The sequence below is a fragment of the Streptomyces sp. NPDC012637 genome (assembly GCF_042954805.1).
Classification (GTDB): domain Bacteria; phylum Actinomycetota; class Actinomycetes; order Streptomycetales; family Streptomycetaceae; genus Streptomyces.
Window position 1 is genome coordinate 611,410 of sequence record NZ_JBIBDS010000001.1, and the last position, 16,631, is coordinate 628,040.

Annotated in this window: 20 protein-coding genes and 1 tRNA gene; 14 read left to right on the forward strand and 7 right to left on the reverse strand. The window is 72.0% G+C overall.

The window, feature by feature from the left end; translation table 11 throughout:
- Window positions 1-11: 11 nt before the first annotated feature.
- The 4 genes from ACFY8W_RS02725 to ACFY8W_RS02740 are packed head-to-tail and all read left to right on the forward strand — an operon-like array spanning window position 12 to window position 2,060.
- On the forward strand, window positions 12-599 hold the full coding sequence (locus ACFY8W_RS02725) for a gas vesicle protein GvpJ (RefSeq protein ID WP_391099302.1): 588 nt from the start codon (window positions 12-14) through the stop codon (window positions 597-599).
- Between the two features lie 3 nt (window positions 600-602).
- Window positions 603-1,418: a GvpL/GvpF family gas vesicle protein gene (locus ACFY8W_RS02730; protein ID WP_391099304.1), complete on the forward strand. Its 816-nt coding sequence runs from the start codon at window positions 603-605 to the stop codon at window positions 1,416-1,418.
- Window positions 1,415-1,666 carry a gas vesicle protein GvpJ gene (locus ACFY8W_RS02735; protein ID WP_391099307.1) on the forward strand — a complete coding sequence of 84 codons (252 nt, stop codon included), beginning with the start codon at window positions 1,415-1,417 and terminating at the stop codon, window positions 1,664-1,666. Before ACFY8W_RS02730 ends, ACFY8W_RS02735 begins: the two co-directional genes overlap by 4 nt.
- A complete protein-coding gene (locus ACFY8W_RS02740; protein ID WP_391099310.1) occupies window positions 1,650-2,060 on the forward strand; it encodes a gas vesicle protein GvpK in 411 nt (136 codons plus the stop codon). Before ACFY8W_RS02735 ends, ACFY8W_RS02740 begins: the two co-directional genes overlap by 17 nt.
- 97 nt (window positions 2,061-2,157) lie before the next feature.
- Here ACFY8W_RS02740 and ACFY8W_RS02745 read toward each other — a convergent pair whose 3' ends face one another.
- The gene (locus tag ACFY8W_RS02745; protein WP_391099313.1) at window positions 2,158-2,589 is read right to left on the reverse strand and encodes a hypothetical protein; all 432 of its coding nucleotides are present in this window, start codon (window positions 2,587-2,589) and stop codon (window positions 2,158-2,160) included.
- Window positions 2,590-2,672: 83 nt separating this feature from the next.
- On the opposite strand from ACFY8W_RS02745, the gene ACFY8W_RS02750 reads away from it, so the two are divergent.
- Window positions 2,673-3,350, forward strand: coding sequence for a helix-turn-helix domain-containing protein (locus ACFY8W_RS02750; protein WP_391101682.1), 678 nt, complete (start codon window positions 2,673-2,675; stop codon window positions 3,348-3,350).
- A 106-nt stretch (window positions 3,351-3,456) separates the two neighbouring features.
- On the opposite strand, the gene ACFY8W_RS02755 is transcribed toward ACFY8W_RS02750, so the two are convergent.
- Window positions 3,457-4,950, reverse strand: a complete 1,494-nt coding sequence (locus ACFY8W_RS02755) for a SulP family inorganic anion transporter (protein WP_391099315.1) — start codon at window positions 4,948-4,950, stop codon at window positions 3,457-3,459.
- Window positions 4,951-5,703: 753 nt separating this feature from the next.
- Window positions 5,704-6,543 (reverse strand): LysR family transcriptional regulator, encoded by an 840-nt coding sequence (locus tag ACFY8W_RS02760; protein ID WP_391099318.1) that lies wholly within the window; start codon window positions 6,541-6,543, stop codon window positions 5,704-5,706.
- Between the two features lie 105 nt (window positions 6,544-6,648).
- Between ACFY8W_RS02760 and ACFY8W_RS02765 the strand changes: the two genes are divergently transcribed.
- Both ACFY8W_RS02765 and ACFY8W_RS02770 read left to right on the forward strand, forming a co-directional pair.
- Window positions 6,649-7,374: an SDR family NAD(P)-dependent oxidoreductase gene (locus ACFY8W_RS02765; RefSeq protein WP_391099320.1), complete on the forward strand. Its 726-nt coding sequence runs from the start codon at window positions 6,649-6,651 to the stop codon at window positions 7,372-7,374.
- Between the two features lie 136 nt (window positions 7,375-7,510).
- Window positions 7,511-7,585, forward strand: a tRNA-Met gene (locus ACFY8W_RS02770).
- A 538-nt stretch (window positions 7,586-8,123) separates the two neighbouring features.
- Here the strand turns inward: ACFY8W_RS02770 and ACFY8W_RS02775 are convergent.
- Complete coding sequence (locus ACFY8W_RS02775) at window positions 8,124-8,351, reverse strand: hypothetical protein (RefSeq protein ID WP_391099322.1); 228 nt, start codon at window positions 8,349-8,351, stop codon at window positions 8,124-8,126.
- Between the two features lie 390 nt (window positions 8,352-8,741).
- On the opposite strand from ACFY8W_RS02775, the gene ACFY8W_RS02780 reads away from it, so the two are divergent.
- Together ACFY8W_RS02780 and ACFY8W_RS02785 are read left to right on the forward strand one after the other, a co-directional pair.
- Window positions 8,742-9,944, forward strand: a complete 1,203-nt coding sequence (locus tag ACFY8W_RS02780; RefSeq protein WP_391099324.1) for an MFS transporter — start codon at window positions 8,742-8,744, stop codon at window positions 9,942-9,944.
- A 33-nt stretch (window positions 9,945-9,977) separates the two neighbouring features.
- A complete protein-coding gene (locus tag ACFY8W_RS02785) occupies window positions 9,978-10,400 on the forward strand; it encodes a heme-binding protein (RefSeq protein WP_391099326.1) in 423 nt (140 codons plus the stop codon).
- 84 nt (window positions 10,401-10,484) lie between these two features.
- On the opposite strand, the gene ACFY8W_RS02790 is transcribed toward ACFY8W_RS02785, so the two are convergent.
- Together ACFY8W_RS02790 and ACFY8W_RS02795 are read right to left on the reverse strand one after the other, a co-directional pair.
- On the reverse strand, window positions 10,485-11,003 hold the full coding sequence (locus tag ACFY8W_RS02790) for a HEAT repeat domain-containing protein (RefSeq protein WP_391099329.1): 519 nt from the start codon (window positions 11,001-11,003) through the stop codon (window positions 10,485-10,487).
- A gap of 226 nt (window positions 11,004-11,229) precedes the next feature.
- Window positions 11,230-11,862, reverse strand: coding sequence for a type III effector protein (locus tag ACFY8W_RS02795; protein WP_391099332.1), 633 nt, complete (start codon window positions 11,860-11,862; stop codon window positions 11,230-11,232).
- Between the two features lie 128 nt (window positions 11,863-11,990).
- Here ACFY8W_RS02795 and ACFY8W_RS02800 point away from each other — a divergent pair, with 128 nt between their 5' ends.
- The 3 genes from ACFY8W_RS02800 to ACFY8W_RS02810 all read left to right on the forward strand — a co-directional run bounded on the left by ACFY8W_RS02800 (window position 11,991) and on the right by ACFY8W_RS02810 (window position 13,412).
- Window positions 11,991-12,422, forward strand: a complete 432-nt coding sequence (locus ACFY8W_RS02800) for an Hsp20 family protein (protein WP_391099335.1) — start codon at window positions 11,991-11,993, stop codon at window positions 12,420-12,422.
- Between the two features lie 100 nt (window positions 12,423-12,522).
- Entirely contained in the window at window positions 12,523-12,918 is a 396-nt protein-coding gene (locus ACFY8W_RS02805) for a DUF2267 domain-containing protein (protein WP_391099338.1), read from the forward strand.
- A gap of 113 nt (window positions 12,919-13,031) precedes the next feature.
- Window positions 13,032-13,412, forward strand: coding sequence for a DUF2267 domain-containing protein (locus ACFY8W_RS02810; RefSeq protein WP_391101684.1), 381 nt, complete (start codon window positions 13,032-13,034; stop codon window positions 13,410-13,412).
- Between the two features lie 303 nt (window positions 13,413-13,715).
- On the opposite strand, the gene ACFY8W_RS02815 is transcribed toward ACFY8W_RS02810, so the two are convergent.
- Window positions 13,716-14,381 (reverse strand): Tat pathway signal sequence domain protein, encoded by a 666-nt coding sequence (locus ACFY8W_RS02815; protein WP_391099341.1) that lies wholly within the window; start codon window positions 14,379-14,381, stop codon window positions 13,716-13,718.
- Between the two features lie 483 nt (window positions 14,382-14,864).
- Between ACFY8W_RS02815 and ACFY8W_RS02820 the strand changes: the two genes are divergently transcribed.
- A complete protein-coding gene (locus ACFY8W_RS02820) occupies window positions 14,865-15,788 on the forward strand; it encodes a TetR family transcriptional regulator (protein WP_391099344.1) in 924 nt (307 codons plus the stop codon).
- A 187-nt stretch (window positions 15,789-15,975) separates the two neighbouring features.
- Window positions 15,976-16,629: a DUF6230 family protein gene (locus ACFY8W_RS02825; protein WP_391099346.1), complete on the forward strand. Its 654-nt coding sequence runs from the start codon at window positions 15,976-15,978 to the stop codon at window positions 16,627-16,629.
- The last annotated feature ends 2 nt before the right edge of the window (window positions 16,630-16,631 follow it).

Here is a 16,631-nt window from a genome sequence, read left to right on the forward strand (position 1 = left end):
TCGAGTCCGTCGTGGCTGCATCCCCCATGACCCCGTACGGGCAGTCCCAGGGCGCGAACCTCGCCGACATCCTCGAACGGGTGCTCGACAAGGGCATCGTCATCGTCGGGGACATCAGGATCAACCTGCTCGACATCGAGCTGCTGACCATCCGACTCCGGCTGCTGGTCGCCTCGGTCGACAAGGCCAGGGAGATCGGGATCGACTGGTGGGAACACGATCCCGCCCTGTCCTCGCGGGCCGAGCCCCGGCGGGAACTGGAGGAGGAGAACGAACGCCTGCGCGCCGAGGTGAAGGCGCTGCGCGCGCGGTCCCGGCCCCGTACCGAGCTGCCGGAGGGCACGAGCCGGAGGCGCCGTGCGCCCGAGCCTGAGGCCGAGCGCCGGGCCGCGCCCGAGCGCAGGAGCAGACGCCGGGAGAGCGAGGGCAGACGGGCCCGGGCCCGCGCCGACGAGGAAACCGACGCCGACGAGGACGCCGATGGCGAGACGGACACGGATGCCGGGACGGACACGGCGATCGACACCGAGACGGACGAGGTGGAGGACGAGGTGGACGACGACGTGACCGGCGACGCGACCGAAGACGACCGGGATTGAGTCATGCCAGGAGAGCAAGGAGAACTCACCTACGCGTACGCCGTCGTGCGCCCGGCCGCCGCCCTGGACGAGGACGCCCTCCGCGGCGTCGAGGGCGTCGCTTCGGGAACGGTGCGGCTGGTCGACGCGGGAGCGGTGGCGGCCGCGGTCGGTTCCGTGCCGCAGAGCGAGTTCTCCGAAGCGGCTCTGAAGGTCCGTCTGGAGAACCTGGACTGGCTCGAGCGGGTGGCACGTGCGCACAACGGCGTCGTGGAGTTCCTCGCGTCGCGCACGACGGTGCTCCCCCTCCGGCTGGCGACGGTCTACGTGGACGACGACCGCGTGCTCGACGTGCTGCGCCGGGGTACGGAGACCTTCACCCGCATGCTGAACCGGTTCGCCGACCACGTGGAGTGGGGGGTGAAGGTCTACGCCGAGACGCCCCGGGGCGCCGGTGCGCCTGACGACGCCGACGCGGACGCCCCCGATCCCGGCCGGGCCTATCTACGCCGGCGCCGGCAGCAGAGGGAGGACCGGGGGGCCGCCTGGTCGGCCGCGGCCGAGGCCGTGCGGAGGATCGAGGCGGAGGCCGGTGCGGTGGCCGTGGACCTCGCTCGCCACCGGCCGCAACAGGGCCAGCTGGCCGTCGGGACCGGGGAGAACGTCGCCAACGACTCCTACCTGGTGCCGCGTGACCGGTCCGACGAGTTCCGCGAACGCGTCCGGCGTTCGACCCTGGATCTGAACGGGGTCCGGGTCGAGATCACCGGACCGTGGGCGCCCTACTCCTTCGCCGTGCTCCCGGAACCCGACGCACCGGAGGAGGAACGCCGGCCATGACGGCTCGCCAGGAGGAAGCGCTCGCGCAGCGGCAGGTGGCCCTCATCGACCTTCTGGACCGGCTGCTGAGCGGGGGCGTCGTCCTGACCGGTGACCTGATCCTGTCGATCGCGGACATCGACCTGGTGAGGATCTCCCTGCGCGCCCTCATCGCCGCCGTCGAGGACGACGAGCGATGGCCCCTCACCACACTCGCGCCGGGTGCCGCACACGCTCCGGAGGGACGGCACGGTGACCACGCCCGCTGACCGCCACCTTCCGGCCGAATCCGCCCGGCGGCGGGAGGTCGCCGATGCCGCGCGACGCGCCTTCGCCCTGCTGCCGGCGCGCTCCGGCGAACTGTCGGACGCCGAACAGCGGACGGACCGGCCCGCGCGCCGTCTCCACGCGGACCCGGAGACGGTGGAGCGGGACCTCGTCACCCTCGTCCTGACCATCGTCGAACTCCTGCGCCAGCTGATGGAGCGCCAGGCCCTGCACCGCGTGGACCAAGGCGACCTCACCGAGGACCAGGAGGAGAGGCTCGGCCTGACGCTGATGCTCCTCCACGACCGGATGGTCGAACTCTGCGACCACTACGACCTCACCCTGGAGGACCTCAACCTCGACCTGGGCCCCCTGGGCACGCTCCTGCCGCCGTGAGCCGCGTGCGCTGCCCTGGTGTCCGTGACCGGGACGGATGACGCACGGGTGGCGCCTGGGACGCCACCCGTGCGCGTGCGTGCCCGGTCCGTGCTCGTCAACGCCGATCGGCGTGGTAGCGCTGGGCGAGCCGGGCGAGCGAGACGGCGCCGAGGAGGAGTCCGAAGTCGCGCAGTGCGATGTCGTAGTACCCCGGGATGGTCAGCAGGTTGACGATGATGCCCGCCAGCCAGCCGGCCACGAGCCAGCCGCCGAAGCGGGGAGCCAGCGCTACGGCGAGGCCGGCCACGATCTCGATGACGCCGACCGCGTACATGGCCGTCCGGGCGCTGCCGGGGACGATGTCGTCGATCCACGGCGCGAGGTAGGCGGGCCAGTCCACGAGCAGGTTCGCGAACTTGTCCAGCCCGAAGAGGATCGGCGCCACCGTGAAACCGGTGCGGAGGATCACGAACGCCTGGTAGCCCGGGTCGGCGAACGCCGCGCGCCTCCGTGCGGCGGAGCCGGTGCCTGTGGTGACGGAGGTCATGACCTTCTCCTTCTATCGACAAGGTTCATTTCCTATAGAAGCTCCCATTCGTTCTTTAGTCAATGGCCATGGGTTTTACACTGGTGCTCGTGGACATCCCGAAGGAAGCACGCGACGCCGACGTCTCCGCCATCGCCGCTCTCGACGAGCCGACCCGCAGGAGGCTGTACGACTACGTGGTGCGCCGGCCGAGCCCGGTGAGCCGGGACGAAGCCGCCGCCGCTCTCGGACTGGCCCGCAAGACCGCGGCGTTCCACCTCGACCGGCTGGCCGACGAATCGCTGCTCGACGTCGTCTACGAACGCCGCAGCGGACGCTCCGGGCCGGGCGCGGGCAGGCCGGCGAAGCTCTACCTGCGCTCGGGGAAACAGGTCACCTTCAATCTCCCGGACCGGCGCTACGAGCTGGCCGGACGCCTCCTCGCCCAGGCGGTGGAGGAATCCGACGCGACCGGTGAGCCGGTGCGGAAAGTCCTGCACCGCAAGGCCGAGGAGCTGGGCGCACAACTGGGCGGGGAGGCCCGGACGGACGTCTTCGGCCTGCTGGAGCGGTACGGCTTCGAGCCGCGCCGCGAGGACGACGCCATCGTCCTGTCCAACTGCCCCTTCCACGCGCTGGCTCGGGCGCACACGCAAACGGTGTGCGGAATGAACCTCCACCTGCTCCGCGGCGTACTCGAGGGCACCGGCGAGACCGGGATCGAGGCCTGCCTGGCGCCCGGTCCCGGGCGATGCTGCGTCCGGCTCCAGCCGTCAGCCTGACTCCCCGACGACCTCCTCGGGGGCCGCCCCGCGTCCTGTCGCGCCGCATCCGGACCGAGGTTCACGCTCTGGTGACGTCCACCCAAAGACACGCCCCGGTCGGCGGTCAGGAAGCCTTGGCCCGCTCCTTGGGCGGGGGTTCCGGGAAGGCATGGAGCCGGACGGCCTCCGGACCGGTGGCGCTGTGCCGCTCGGCCCAGGCGTGCAGGGCGGCGCGGCACGCGTGGTCGAGGTGGTGGACACCGGAGAGGTCCAGGACGACCCGGCGGTCACGGGGCAGGGCCTCCAGGCTGTCGAGTATCTGGGGCAGCCGCAGGAAGTTCACCGTCCCGGCAAGCCGGACCCGTACACCGCCACATCCGTCGTCGCTGTGTTCCACCCGCAGGTGGGACGCCTCCCAGGCGGCCTTCGCCACGGACAGCACGAGACCGATCAGGACGCCTTCGAACATGCCGACCGCGACGATCGCCACCGCCGTCGTGACGAGCACGAGCGCCTCACCACGATGCGTGCGCCAGAGGGCACCCAGGCCCCGGAACGGGATCAGTTTCCAGCCGGCGTGGACGAGGATCCCCGCGAGGGCCGCGAGCGGGATGTACGCGAGGACGGCGGGCAGCAGCACCGCGAAGAGCAGTAGCCATACGCTGTGCAGCACGCGGGACGCCTTCGTGCGGGCGCCGGCCTCCACGTTGGCCGAGCTGCGCACGATGACCGCCGTCAGCGGAAGCGCGCCGAGCAGGCCGCACACGGCGTTGCCCGCTCCCTGGGCCACCAGCTCCTTGTCGTAGTCCGTGCGCGGCCCGGTGTGCAGCCGGTCGACGGCCGCCGCGCTGAACAGCGACTCGGCCGAGGCGATCAGCGCGAAGGCCAGCACCGTGCCGAGCAGCGCCAGGTCGGTGAGGCCGGTGAAGGCGTCGGCGCCGGGCGGCCGCACCGCGTCCAGCACGCCGCTCACCCGCACGGTGGCGACCGGCAGGTCGCCCACCGCGGTCACCACTGCGGCCAGCAGAACCGCCACCAGGGCCCCGGGCACCGCTCGGACCGGACGGGGCAGCCGCCGCCACACCACGACCACGACCACGGTCCCGGCGGCGACGGCGAGGGCGATGAGGGACACGGCGGCGCTCAGGGCCCCGGCCAGGGCGTGGGGCAAGCCCGCGAGCTTGGCGAGCCCCGAGTGGGGCGCCTTCAGACCGGCCGCCGCGTAGAGCTGGCCCGCGATGATCACGAGACCGATGCCGGCGAGCATGCCCTCGACGACGGACAGGGAGATCGCCCGGAACCAGCGTCCCCAGCGCAGGACGCCCATGACGACCTGCAGAAGCCCGGCCAGCAGCACGATGAGACCGAGGGCGGGCAGCCCGAAGGCGCGGACCGCCTCGGCCACCAGCACGGTGAGGCCGGCGGCCGGCCCGGAGACCTGGAGACTGCTGCCGCGCATCACACCGGTGACGAGCCCGCCGACGATGCCGGTGATCAGGCCGAGTTCGGCGGGGACGCCGGAGGCGACGGCCACTCCGACGCAGAGCGGGAGCGCCACGAGGAAGACGACGAGTGAGGCGGCGAGATCCTGCCGGATGCCGCGAAGGAAGGCTGGCATGCGTGTCCCCCTCAGAGGGTCTCGACGGAGCGGGCACCGCGAACGTGCACGTTCCGGTGTGATGACAGGTCTGCGCCTTGCCTGAGGTGGCGGTCGTCCGGAGCGGCGGAGAACGACCTGGCGTGAGCGGCCCTGGTCAGGGGGCGCGGAAGTCGGCTGACGGGGATGGCCGGAAGCCGGGGTCCGCGGCGCGCCGCGGAGCGGTCCGGTTCCCCTCCTCGGTGGAGCGGGCCTCGGTTGCTGCCGCACCGGCGAAGGGCTTTGAGACCGCCGGATGCGGGCGGCCGACTTGTTGAGCACATCCCTCCCCCAGGGGCGCACGACCATCACGGTTCACAAAGGAAGGTTCAAGAAAAGGTCATTGCACAGTAATACGCGACGGCGCGCACCCAGCCGCGACCACGCCCCCGAGCGGGCGGTTTTCGACCGGATCCGTCTGCAACTTGACGCGATCACCGACGCGATCGGCGCACGCCGTCACCGGCGCGCCGGACGGATCACTCCCCTCACGCCGCCGACCGCCCCGCTGCGCCGTCCGGGTCTCCGCACGGCGAGCGGTCATCGGCGGCGCGCGAGCCGCCCCGTGATCCCGCGGTCCTCCGACCGGGCCGCCGACCCCGAACGCCGCGGCAGCCGAGGCGGCAGGCCACCTTCGACCGCGCCGTCTGCAAGCGCCGCCACACGGTCGAGTGCCGCGTCACCCGACTCGAGCAGCGGCGCGGCCTGGCCACCCGCGCCCGCTCTCATTCGCGGCTAGAGGCGGGTCGCGATGCGGACGAGGTCGGCGACGGCCTTGGACCTGCTGTGTGGCGGCCAGGCGATGACGGTCGTGACAGCCGGTGCGTCCGGCACCGGCACCGTCGCATGATCGTCGCGCAGGTGAGCCCGGAGGGACTCGGGCACGAGTGCGCAGGCCCGTCCGAGCGCGATCAGCTGGAACAGCTGGGTGTGGTCGCGCACCTGCGGACCAGGTCCGTCCGGATAGCCCCCGTCCCGTCGAGGCCAGCGTGGCAGGGGCAGGTCCGTCAGGGCGGTGACCTCGGCTGTCGACATATGGGGCCGGTTGGCCATGGGGTGCCCCGCGGGCAGGACCACGACCTGCTGTTCGGTGTGCAGGTCCTCGGTGTCGAGTCCGGCCGTCGTGTCGAAGGGGCGCTGGAGGAGAGCGACGTCGGCACGCCCGTCGCGCAGCAGCCTTTCCTGCTCGCCGGGCCCGCACAGCATCACCTCGACGGCGACCGCGCCGGGCTCGGCGGCGTAGGCGTCCAGCAGCTTCGACAACAGTTCGCCGGCCGCTCCGGCTTTCGTGGCCAGCACGACACCGGGCAGTTCGGCAGCCGCGCGGCGGGTGCGGCGCTCGGCGGCTTCGACCGCGTCGAGTGCGGCCCGGGCCTCCCGCAGGAGGACCGACCCGGCCTCGGTCAGGGAGACCGCGCGAGCGGTGCGGTGCAGCAGAACCACTCCGAGCCGCCGCTCGAGCTGCCGGATCGCCCGCGACAGCGGTGGCTGCGCCATGCCGAGCCGCTGCGCCGCCCGTCCGAAGTGCAACTCCTCCGCGACGGCGACGAAGTACCGCAGCTCCCGCGTCTCCACCGCGTCATCGTATCCGGCGCTCACCACGACCGATATCCGTGCGGTATCACCGCCCACCCACTCGGTCTTGGACGTCCCACCCCGGTCCGCACCACGCTTGATGACATGAGCGAACAGAGGATCGCGCTGGTGACCGGCGCGAACAAGGGAATCGGATACGAGATCGCGGCGGGCCTCGGCTCCCTCGGCTGGCGAATCGGCGTGGGCGCGCGGGACCGGCAGCGCCGCGACACCGCGGTGGAGAAGCTGCGCGCAGCCGGGGCCGACGCGTTCGGCGTTCCGCTCGACGTGGCGGACGACGCGAGTGCGGCCGCAGCGGCCGAGCTGATCGCCGACCACGCCGGAGGACTCGACGTCCTGGTCAACAACGCCGCGATCACCGGCGGTTCGCCGCAGACGCCCACCACGGTCGATCCCACGACCGTACGAACCGTCGTGGAAACCAACGTGATCGGGGTCATCCGCGTCACCAACGCGATGCTGCCCATGCTGCGCGGCTCGGCATCGCCGCGGATCGTGAACATGTCCAGCAGCGTCGGCTCGCTCAGCCTGCAGACCACGCCCGGCGTCCACATGGGCCCGATTCCCGTTGCCTACTTGACGTCCAAGACCTTTCTCAACGCCGTCACCGTCCAATACGCCAGGGAACTGAGCGACACCAACATCCTGATCAACTCCGGCTGTCCCGGCTACACCGCCACCGACCTCAACGGCTTCCAGGGCGTCCGCACCCCCCAGCAGGGCGCGGCGATCGCGATTCACCTCGCGACCCTGCCCGACGACGGACCGACCGGCGGATTCTTCGACGACGGTGGAACGGTGCCCTGGTGACACGCTCACCGGCCCCTGGGGATGAGGATGGGGCCGCGTGGGGGTGCCGTACAACGGCCGGCAGGCCATCGAACGCGCGCCGCGCGGATATTCGCCTGCGACCGGGGCCTGCGTGCCGTACCGTGAGGTTCACCGACGCGGGGTGGAGCAGCTCGGTAGCTCGCTGGGCTCATAACCCAGAGGTCGCGTGGTTCGAATCCCGCCCCCGCTACAAGGACCCGGCCCCTTGGCCGGCCAGAAATGGCCGGCCAAGGGGCCGGAGTCGTATGCACCCGTCTCTGCCGCGAGAAGGCGCACCGGTGGAGGCATCGATGGCGCACCTCGTTTGCGACGAGGCCGCGCTGCGGCCGCTGTTGGCGCCCGCCCCGCCAGCACGCCGCGTCCGGCGAGGGCCTGCTCGCCTGCGCGCTGGAGAAGCTCGCAGGCGAGGACGTCGACCTGTCGAACATCGCGGGTGGCCGCTCGCCGACCTCCCGGGAGGGCGCGGCCTGGGCATCTGGCCCGGCCTACCCGGCAGGGCGCCGTCACGGCGTCTCCGCGCCCACCACCCCGGATCGGGGCGGGAGGTTCGGCCTGACCTGTCATCACGAGCCGTCGACGTCCGCGGAGGACGAGCGGTGGTCCTCTTGCCCGCGCGTCCGGGCCGGGTGGGGGCGCCGGGCTTCGACCACGATGCGGCGCCATGCTCGGATGCGTGCCGGGGCGATCGGGCAGCTGTCCGTCGCCGACGAGTCCCCGAGGCCCGCCGGTCAGCCGGCCTTCTGGCGCTCGGACGCCTTCCGCGTCTTCACCCCGCCGACGACGAGTGCCGCTCCCACGACGACGATGCCGAGGTAACCGGTCGACGGAAGGTCGACGACCTTGTGCATCCAGCCCCACTCCGTGCCGAAGAGGGACTGCGAAGCGAAGCTGACGAGCCCCTGGGCTCCTACGACGTAGCCGATGCTCTCGACGGCGTATCCGATGGTTGTTCGCACGGATCAACCCTCTCGCGGCGGTTCCGCGAGATCGTCCTCCACAGGGCCGAGAACACCGTAGGCCGAAGGATGCAGGCTCGGGCCGCGCGGGAGGACTGACCGGGCACGATCGTTGGACGGAGCGGAATCAGGGTCGCCTGCCGCCGGGGGACCTGGGCGCGCCGAGGGGCGCCACGCCCCCCTTCCGCCCGCCCGTCCGCGGTGGACGCGCCGCGGCACCGGCAGAGGACGGGTTCGCGCCCGGCGGTGCCGCCACAGCGCGGTCATGCCTCTGAGACCAGCCACATGATCGACAGAAGCATGCAATCCGCGTTTGCACTTATAGCGCGTCTGCAATTATTGTGAGAGCACGTAAGCAGCTCGCTCAAGCAAGTACGGAAGGATCGGGTCATGCCGCTCGCGCTCCTCGCTCTCGCAGTCGGGGCCTTCGGAATCGGGACGACCGAGTTCGTCATCATGGGGCTGCTGCCCGGGATCGCCGGTGACTTCGGCGTCTCCATCCCCACCGCGGGCCTGCTGGTCACCGGCTACGCGCTCGGCGTCGTCGTGGGTGCGCCGCTGCTGACCGTGCTCGGCAACAAGGTGAGCCGCAAGCGGATGCTCATGGTGCTGATGGGCCTCTTCGTGGCCGGGAATCTGCTGTCCGCCCTCGCGCCGAGCTTCGGCCTGATGCTGACCGGTCGCGTGATCGCGTCGCTCGCCCACGGCTCGTTCTTCGGCATCGGGTCCGTCGTCGCCGCCGACCTCGTCGCCCCCGACAAGAAGGCCGGTGCCATCGCCACCATGTTCACCGGCCTGACCGTCGCCAACATCGTCGGCGTGCCCCTCGGCACCTTCATCGGCCAGGCCGTCGGCTGGCGCACCACCTTCGCGATCGTCGCCGCGCTCGGCGTCGTCGGACTGCTCGGCATCGCCCGGCTCGTGCCCGCCATGCCCCGCCCCGAGGGAACCCGCCTGGGCCGGGAACTGAAGGCCTTCCGCAACCCGCAGGTACTGCTCGCGATGGCGATGACCGTGCTCGGCTTCGGCGGCGTCTTCGCCGCGATCACCTACATCGCACCGATGATGACCGAGGTCACCGGCTACTCCGACGGCGCGGTCACCTGGTTGCTGGTCCTCTTCGGCGTCGGCATGTTCCTCGGCAACCTGGTCGGCGGCCGGTACGCCGACCGTGCGCTGATGCCCCTCCTCTACGTCACCCTGGGCGGGCTCGCGATCGTCCTCGCGCTCTTCACCGTGGCCGCCCACGACAAGATCCTCGCCGCGATCGCCATCGTCCTCGTCGGGGCGCTCGGCTTCGCCACCGTGCCGCCACTGCAGAAGCGCGTCCTCGACCAGGCGCACGGCGCGCCGACCCTGGCCTCCGCCGTCAACATCGGCGCCTTCAACCTCGGCAACGCCCTCGCCGCCTGGCTCGGCGGCGTCGTCATCGCCGCCGGGCTCGGCTACACCTCCCCGAACTGGGTCGGCGCCGTCCTCGCCGCCGCCGCTCTCGGCCTCGCCTTCTGGTCGGCCGCGCTGGAGCGCCGGGCCCCCGCGCCCACGCCGGCCGAGGCGGCCGTCACCTCCGCCCGTACCCCTGTCCACCACTGACCCACCGCACCCCACACCTCAAGGAGAAGCGCCATGAGCACCACCACCGTCACCCCGCTGGGCACCGCCGACGCCGAGGTCCTGATCACCGCCGCCCGCCGCGCGGCCGAGGCCGCCGGGGTCACCGTCAGCATCACCGTGCTCGACGCCGGCGGGCACCTGCTCGCCTTCCGCCGGGACGACCGGGCGGTGCTGATCTCGGGCGAGACCAGCACCCGCAAGGCGTACACCGCCCTCCAGCTCAATGCCGCCACAGCCGACCTGGTCGACCTCGTCAAGCCCGACGGCCCGTTCCACTCGCTGCCCACCGCCCTCGACCGGCCGCTGCTCTTCATCGCCGGCGGTCTGCCGATCCACCGCGACGGCCGTCTCATCGGCGCCATCGGTGTCGGAGGCGGCGCCCCCGAGCAGGACCACTCCTTCGCCGCCACCGCAGTCGAGGCACTGTCGCGCTGAGTCCTGGTGAGAGGGGTCTTCGCCGGAACGCCCGGCCGAGGAAACTCGGCCGGGCGTTCCGGATGAACGGCTGCGAATCGGCGGTCAGAGCTCGCCGCGGCGTGCGAGCTGCTTCAGCGCGTTCTCACGGATGATCGCGTTCTCGTCGTCGCGCAAGCCCTCGAGGGCGTCCCGGGCCTCGGGTCCGGGAACGGCGCCGAGAGCCCAGATCGCCTTCACCGCAAGGGCCCGGTTCTCGTCCCAGTCCAGGTACTCGGGAACCCAGCGAGTCGCCTCGACCAGCGCCGGCACCATCCTGGGCGAGCGGAACTTGCCCAGCATCCGCACGGCGTCCTCGTGGCGTGTGTGCCAGTCGGCACGGGACAGCTCGATCAACGGCTCCAGGAACTCCTCGCCCGAGGCGTCGGCGGCGGCCTTCACGATCAACGCCATCTCGACGTCGTCGGCATCCCGGCGCTCCATGGCGTCCCGGAGCAGCCGGAGCGCCAGGGCCCCACCGTCGGACTCACCGAAGTGGGCGAGCACCTCCTCGAACGTACGCCTCCGGCCCTTACCCGGTACGAGCACCAGACCCATGACCAGATCCTGCTCCTCTGGGGTCATCGCCTGACCACCTTCCATGCGGTGATGTTCCAGCAAGATCATTCTCGGCACTGTCGGCCGCCCGGGCCGGGCATCGGTTCGGCCGGGACATGCTCCCGTCCTGCCGTGGGCAGTCCCCTCCCCGGCCCGGTCGCCGCCCTCGCCGAGCGCCTGCGCGGACGCGGTCGGATCGACCGCGGCTCGACGGCTGGGGAGCTCGCGGCATGCCGTAGCGCAACGACCGGGTTCAGGGAGGCGTGAGGGTGTCGAGCCGGGCGGCGAGGTCGGGGTGGGCAGCGGCCAGGTGCGGGCGGGTGGCGGCCAGGGGGGCGATGAGGTCGGCGGGATCGTCGTGGGCGAGTGCCGCGTGGAGCTCACCGAGCGGGCGGCGGGCGGCCGGAGGAAGGTCGGTGAGGGCGGTGATCTGGCCGGCGAGGCGGCGCAGGTCGGCGGCGTTGGTGCGGGCCCAGGTGGCGGTCGTGCGTTCGGCGGCCCGGGCCTGTCGGGTGGCCGTCACGCGCTGCTCGCCGGTGGACCCGGCCGGGCCGGGACGGCCGCGCAGGTAACGGCGCTCGGCGGCCTGGCGGCTGGCGACGCCGAGCGGGTGGGCGAGGTCGGCCCAGCTGGCGCCCGCGTCCCGGGCCGTTTCGATCAGGCCGGTCTCCCACCCGGCGAGCTGCTCGCGCACCTGCCGCAACAGCAGCAGGGAGGCAAGCGCCTGCTCCGGCCCGGGACCGGGCCCTTCGGCCGGGTCCGGGCACTCTCGCTGGGCATCGCGCAGGGCGTCGTCTATGGCGTTGAGGGCCGCCGCGGCGGCGAGGAACGACGCCGGGCTGGGGGCGTTCGTACGGGTCGTGGACGGTTGGTCGGCTGCGTTCACGGTCACCTCCCTCGGGTTGTCATCAGGTAGACGACATCGTGTTTGTCATCCATCGGATGACATGTTACAACGGTGTCAGTGAGGCGCATTGGCAGTAACTGCCCGAACCTGCTGGAGGTGTTTTCACGATGTTGATGCGCACTGACCCCTTCCGTGAGCTGGACCGGCTGGCGCAGCAGCTGATGGGCCCGGGCACGTGGTCCCGGCCGTCGGCGATGCCGATGGACGCCTACCGCGAGGCCGACGAGTACGTGGTGGCCTTCGACCTTCCCGGCGTGACCGCGGACGCGATCGACATCGACGTCGAGCGGAACATGCTCACGGTCAAGGCCGAACGCCGGCCTGTGGCGAAGGCCGACGACGTGCAGATGGAGCTGTCCGAGCGGCCGCTGGGCGTCTTCTCCCGCCAGATCGTGCTCGCCGACACCCTCGACACCGAGCACATCCAGGCCGATTACGACGCGGGCGTGCTCACTCTGCGCATCCCGATCGCCGAGCGCGCCAAGCCTCGGAAGATCTCCATCGGCGTCGGATCCGGCCGCAAGGAGATCTCCGGCTGAGACCGGCCGGACCGGTACGGAGGGCGGGGCCCGATCTCCCCTCACCCCGCCCTCCGCACTCCTCCCGGGGAGGCCGAAGAAGAAAGGGGTGCCGGCTGAGATGACCCTGCGACGCGAAGCATTCCTCGGTCACGTGACCGAACGCGGCAAGTACGACACTCCGGAGGAAGCCGAGCGCGCGGCCCGTGTGGTGCTCGCCCTGCTCGGCGCGCATCTGGTCGGCGGCGTCCGCGCCCGGCTGGCGGCGCGCCTGCCGGAGGACTTCGCCCTGATCCTCCTCAACCCGCTCCAGAGCGCCGAACCGCTGTCGCCGGAGCGGTTCGTGCGGGCGACCGCGGCCTGGATCGAAGGCGCCACCGAGCAGACCGCGACGTGGGATGTCAGCGCCGTGCTGTCCACGGTCGCCGACACCGCCGGCGACGACCTCCTCAAGGAGATCCTGCTCCAGCTCCCGGCCGGCTACGACCTGCTCTTCGGCCACACCCGGCCCACCTGACCATCCCGCACGCCGGTGCCCGGACACCGGCCACAGCAAGAAAGGCAACCACCCCAGTGATCTCCGAGCGGCACGCACTGTCCCGGCAGCCGTACGGTGCGGCATACGAGCAGATGCTGGAGAAGGTCCGTTACGAGGGCGCCTACCCCACCCGCGAGAGGGCCGACGAAGCCGTCCGCCTGGTTCTTTCCGGACTGGGGCGCCAGCTGACCGGCGACGAGCGCGTCGACCTGGCCGGCCGCCTGCCCCTGGAGGCCGCACGCGTGCTGACCGCGCAGATCCCCGACAACCAGCCGCTGACCGGCTGGGCCTTCGTCAAGGACCTCGCCGCCCGCACCGGTGCCTCCTTGGCCACCACCCGCTGGGACACCGGTTCCGTCCTCTCCGCCGTCGCCGACCATGCCGGACCCGACCTGATGGCCCGCATCCTGCACCAGCTCCCCACCGGCTACGCCCTGCTGTTCGGCCGCGCCGAACTCACCCCCGCCGCGTAGACGGCGACGTGCGTGCTCGGGGCGGGCGCGACCACCTCCGCGTCACTGTCCGGATCGCGCCGGCGGCAGCGCCCCACCGGCGTCCCGGCACATTCCCCCCTCCCGGTGGTGCGCGGCGCACCTGTCGCCGCCGACCGCCCGAACCCCCTGCCGGCCGGCGCTCGGCGCTCGGCGCCCAGCGCTCCGGGAGGGCGCGGATCATTATGGTGAAGGGGCGGCCCCGGAAGCCCTGAGGCTCCGGGGCCGCCCTCCGGTGGTGCGGAGCGGCGCTCCGCTGACGTCAGTTCACCGACGCCACCGGTTTCAGTTCACGAACACCACCGGGCTGCCGGCCTGGCTGGTGTCGAGCACCGGCCCGTACTTCGCGCTGAAGTAGCCGCTGGCCGGACAGGTGCCCGGTCCGCTGTACTTGCTGAACAACTGGTCGGTGAAGGTGAGCGAGTTGTCGGCGTTGGACGGTGTCGCCGTGAGGCTGTTCGCCCGGTAGACGCAGGTCGTCGTACCGAGGATCGTGCTGATCTTGAGGGTCGTCTGGATCGGTCCCGCGGCGCCCGCGGTGACCGTGAGCGAACCGCCGGAGGTGACGGCCGCTGCGAACGGCAAGTTGTTGACGGTGATGCTCTGCACGCCCGTGGCGCCGACGATGTTGGTGGTGCAGCTGCTGAGGGTGTGTGCCGTAACCGTCTCCGTCGCCGTGCCGGGAGCGGCCGGGTTGCCGTCCACGGTGGCGGTGAAGGCGGACGTGTTGCAGGTGATGCCCGTGCTGCCGCCCTGAGTGGTGGCGATCCTCGCCTTCGTACCGGAGGCGAGGGAGGCGGACAGGACGTCTCCGGTCGCGACGGCGGTGCCGCCGGCGCTTCCGGTGGTCAAAACCTCGCCGGCGGAGGCGGTCGCGGAGGCGGAGGCGGTCACCGCGAGCACGGCGGCGACGGCGGCGCCGAAGGCAGCGGAGAGAGCACGCTTGTCCATGGGGGTTCCTTTCGCACGAAGGCGGAGGGTGGAAGAACTCGGCGGTCGGCGTGGGTGGTTGCGCGGGTACGTGCGCACGTGGGGACGTACGCTCGGAGGGGGTACGGAGGCGCTCGCCACGCGGGGATCACGTCACGCACCCGCCGCCGGGGCACACGTCCGGGCACGGCGTACGGGCACGGGGCCGGCGTACGGGTGCGGGGAAACGGGTGCCCGGGCACGGTGAGGCAGTGGCGTGGTGACGCGGCGGCGCCATGACGGCGACGGCCGCCGCCGGAGGGATCCGGCGCCACGGATCTCCGGCAGCGGTGTCGCGATACGGGGTGGAGCGTAATACTCGGTGTGCGGTGCGCGGCGGCGGCGCATCCCGTCCCACAGGGGTGCGGCTCCGCCGGTGCTCGCCCGGAACACCGAGAGGAAAACCCACGAGGGTTGTAATCCTGTCGAGTATGTGACGTCAACAACCGCAGAAGGATGTGGCCGATGACGAGCGTTCGCGGCGCCGAGGAGGATCTGGTCCTGCCGGGGGCCCGCACGGGCCGCGAGCCCGAGCGCTCGCTGCGTCCGGGGCCGCGCCGGTTGAGCCCCGAACAGGTGGCCTCGCGGCAGCGCGAGCGGCTGCTCGACGGGGTGGCCCGCACGGTCGCGGCGAACGGCTACACGGGCGCCCGGATCAGCGACATCTGCCGGGCCGCCGGAGTGACCCGACCGGTCTTCTACGAGCTGTTCTCCGGCAAGGAGGACGCGGTGCTCGCCGCCTTCCGGGGCGGTACGGAGACGGTGGTACGGGCGATGCAGCGGGCGTACGAGGAGCGGGGCGGCGCGGTGGCCTGGCCGGCCGCGGTGCGGTCCGGCCTCGAGGTGCTGCTGACCCTGCTCGCGCAGAACCCGGCCTTCGCCACCATGGTGGTGGAAATCGAGTCGGTGGGGCCCGCCGGGCGCCGGGCGCGCTCCGAACTTCTGGCCAGTTTTCGCCGGTTCTTCGCCGACGCGCCACCCGGTCCGCCGGAGGTGGCACGGGCCGAGCTGGTGGACGCGGTGGTCGGCGCCGTCCACGCGGCGGTGTTCCGGGCGGTGGACGAGGGCCGGTTCACGGAGACGGCGGGGACACCAGGGACAGCGGGCGCACCAGGGGCGTCCGGGATGGCAGGGACAGCAGGGTCGGCCGGGACGACCGGGACGACCAGGACCGCAGGGGCTGCGAGGACGACAGAGGCGGGCGACGGGCTGCGTGGGCTCCTGGACGTGCTGGTGCACGTCGTCGTGTCGCCTTTCGGCTGCCCGGAGGTACCGGCCGGACCGGAACGACCGGACGGCGGGACCGACGGCGGGACCGACGGCGGGGCAGTCGGCGACGTCGCCGGACGTCGTCCCGGAACCGCAGCCGGAGTCGCGCTCGACTCCTGACGGAGCGTCAATAGCCATTTGTTACTGACCGGTTGACGCGCCCCGTAACCGCGCGTACGGTCCGTTTCGGTTCCCTGCGGCACCGCCGCCTCCGCACGAGTCCGGGAAGACCCAGGTGGATGGGGAACCGTCCGCGCCAGGACGTCGTCGCCGCGCTCCGTTACCCCAGTCATGTCAGGAGCGACGCATGGCCCTGCCCGAAGGCACCACCGCACCCGGGTCGACGCCCGACCCGGCCGATTCCGCAAGACGCGGCGGCGTCCGCTACCGCCGCGCCGCTCTGATGGGCGTTCCCGCCCTCCTCGCCGCCTCGACCCTGGTGGTGCTCACCGCCCAGGGCGCGCTCGCCGCCCAGTTCGCCATCTCCGGAATGCCGTTCACCGTGACCGCCGACTCCCTCGAGGGCCGCGGCTTCGGACAGTTCGGCGCACTGGACAACATGGCCGAGGGGAGCCCGAACGCGGGCGACACCGGCGGCCAGGTGCTGGTCATCGTGACCGCGTTCCGCGAGGCGAAGCTGACCAACCTGTGCCAGAGCGTGGAGCTCGGCGGCACGCACCTGCTGATCACCGCGGGCAACAAGGGCATCCCGGTCAAGGCCTCCGGCCTGACCACCGACTCGACCGAAATGGCCGCGAAACTGGCCGAGTTCGAGAACATCGAGATCGGTGGGGACGCCAGCACCTTCGACAAGCCGCCGGTCAAGGGCCCGCTGGGCTCGTTCGGCCAGCAGGCCGACACCGTCAGCATCAAGAACGTACGGCAGAACAACTACGCCACCACCGCGACCCGGTTCACCCTGCCCGATCTCCACATGGGCTTCAGCTCGAGGGGCTGCTGAGG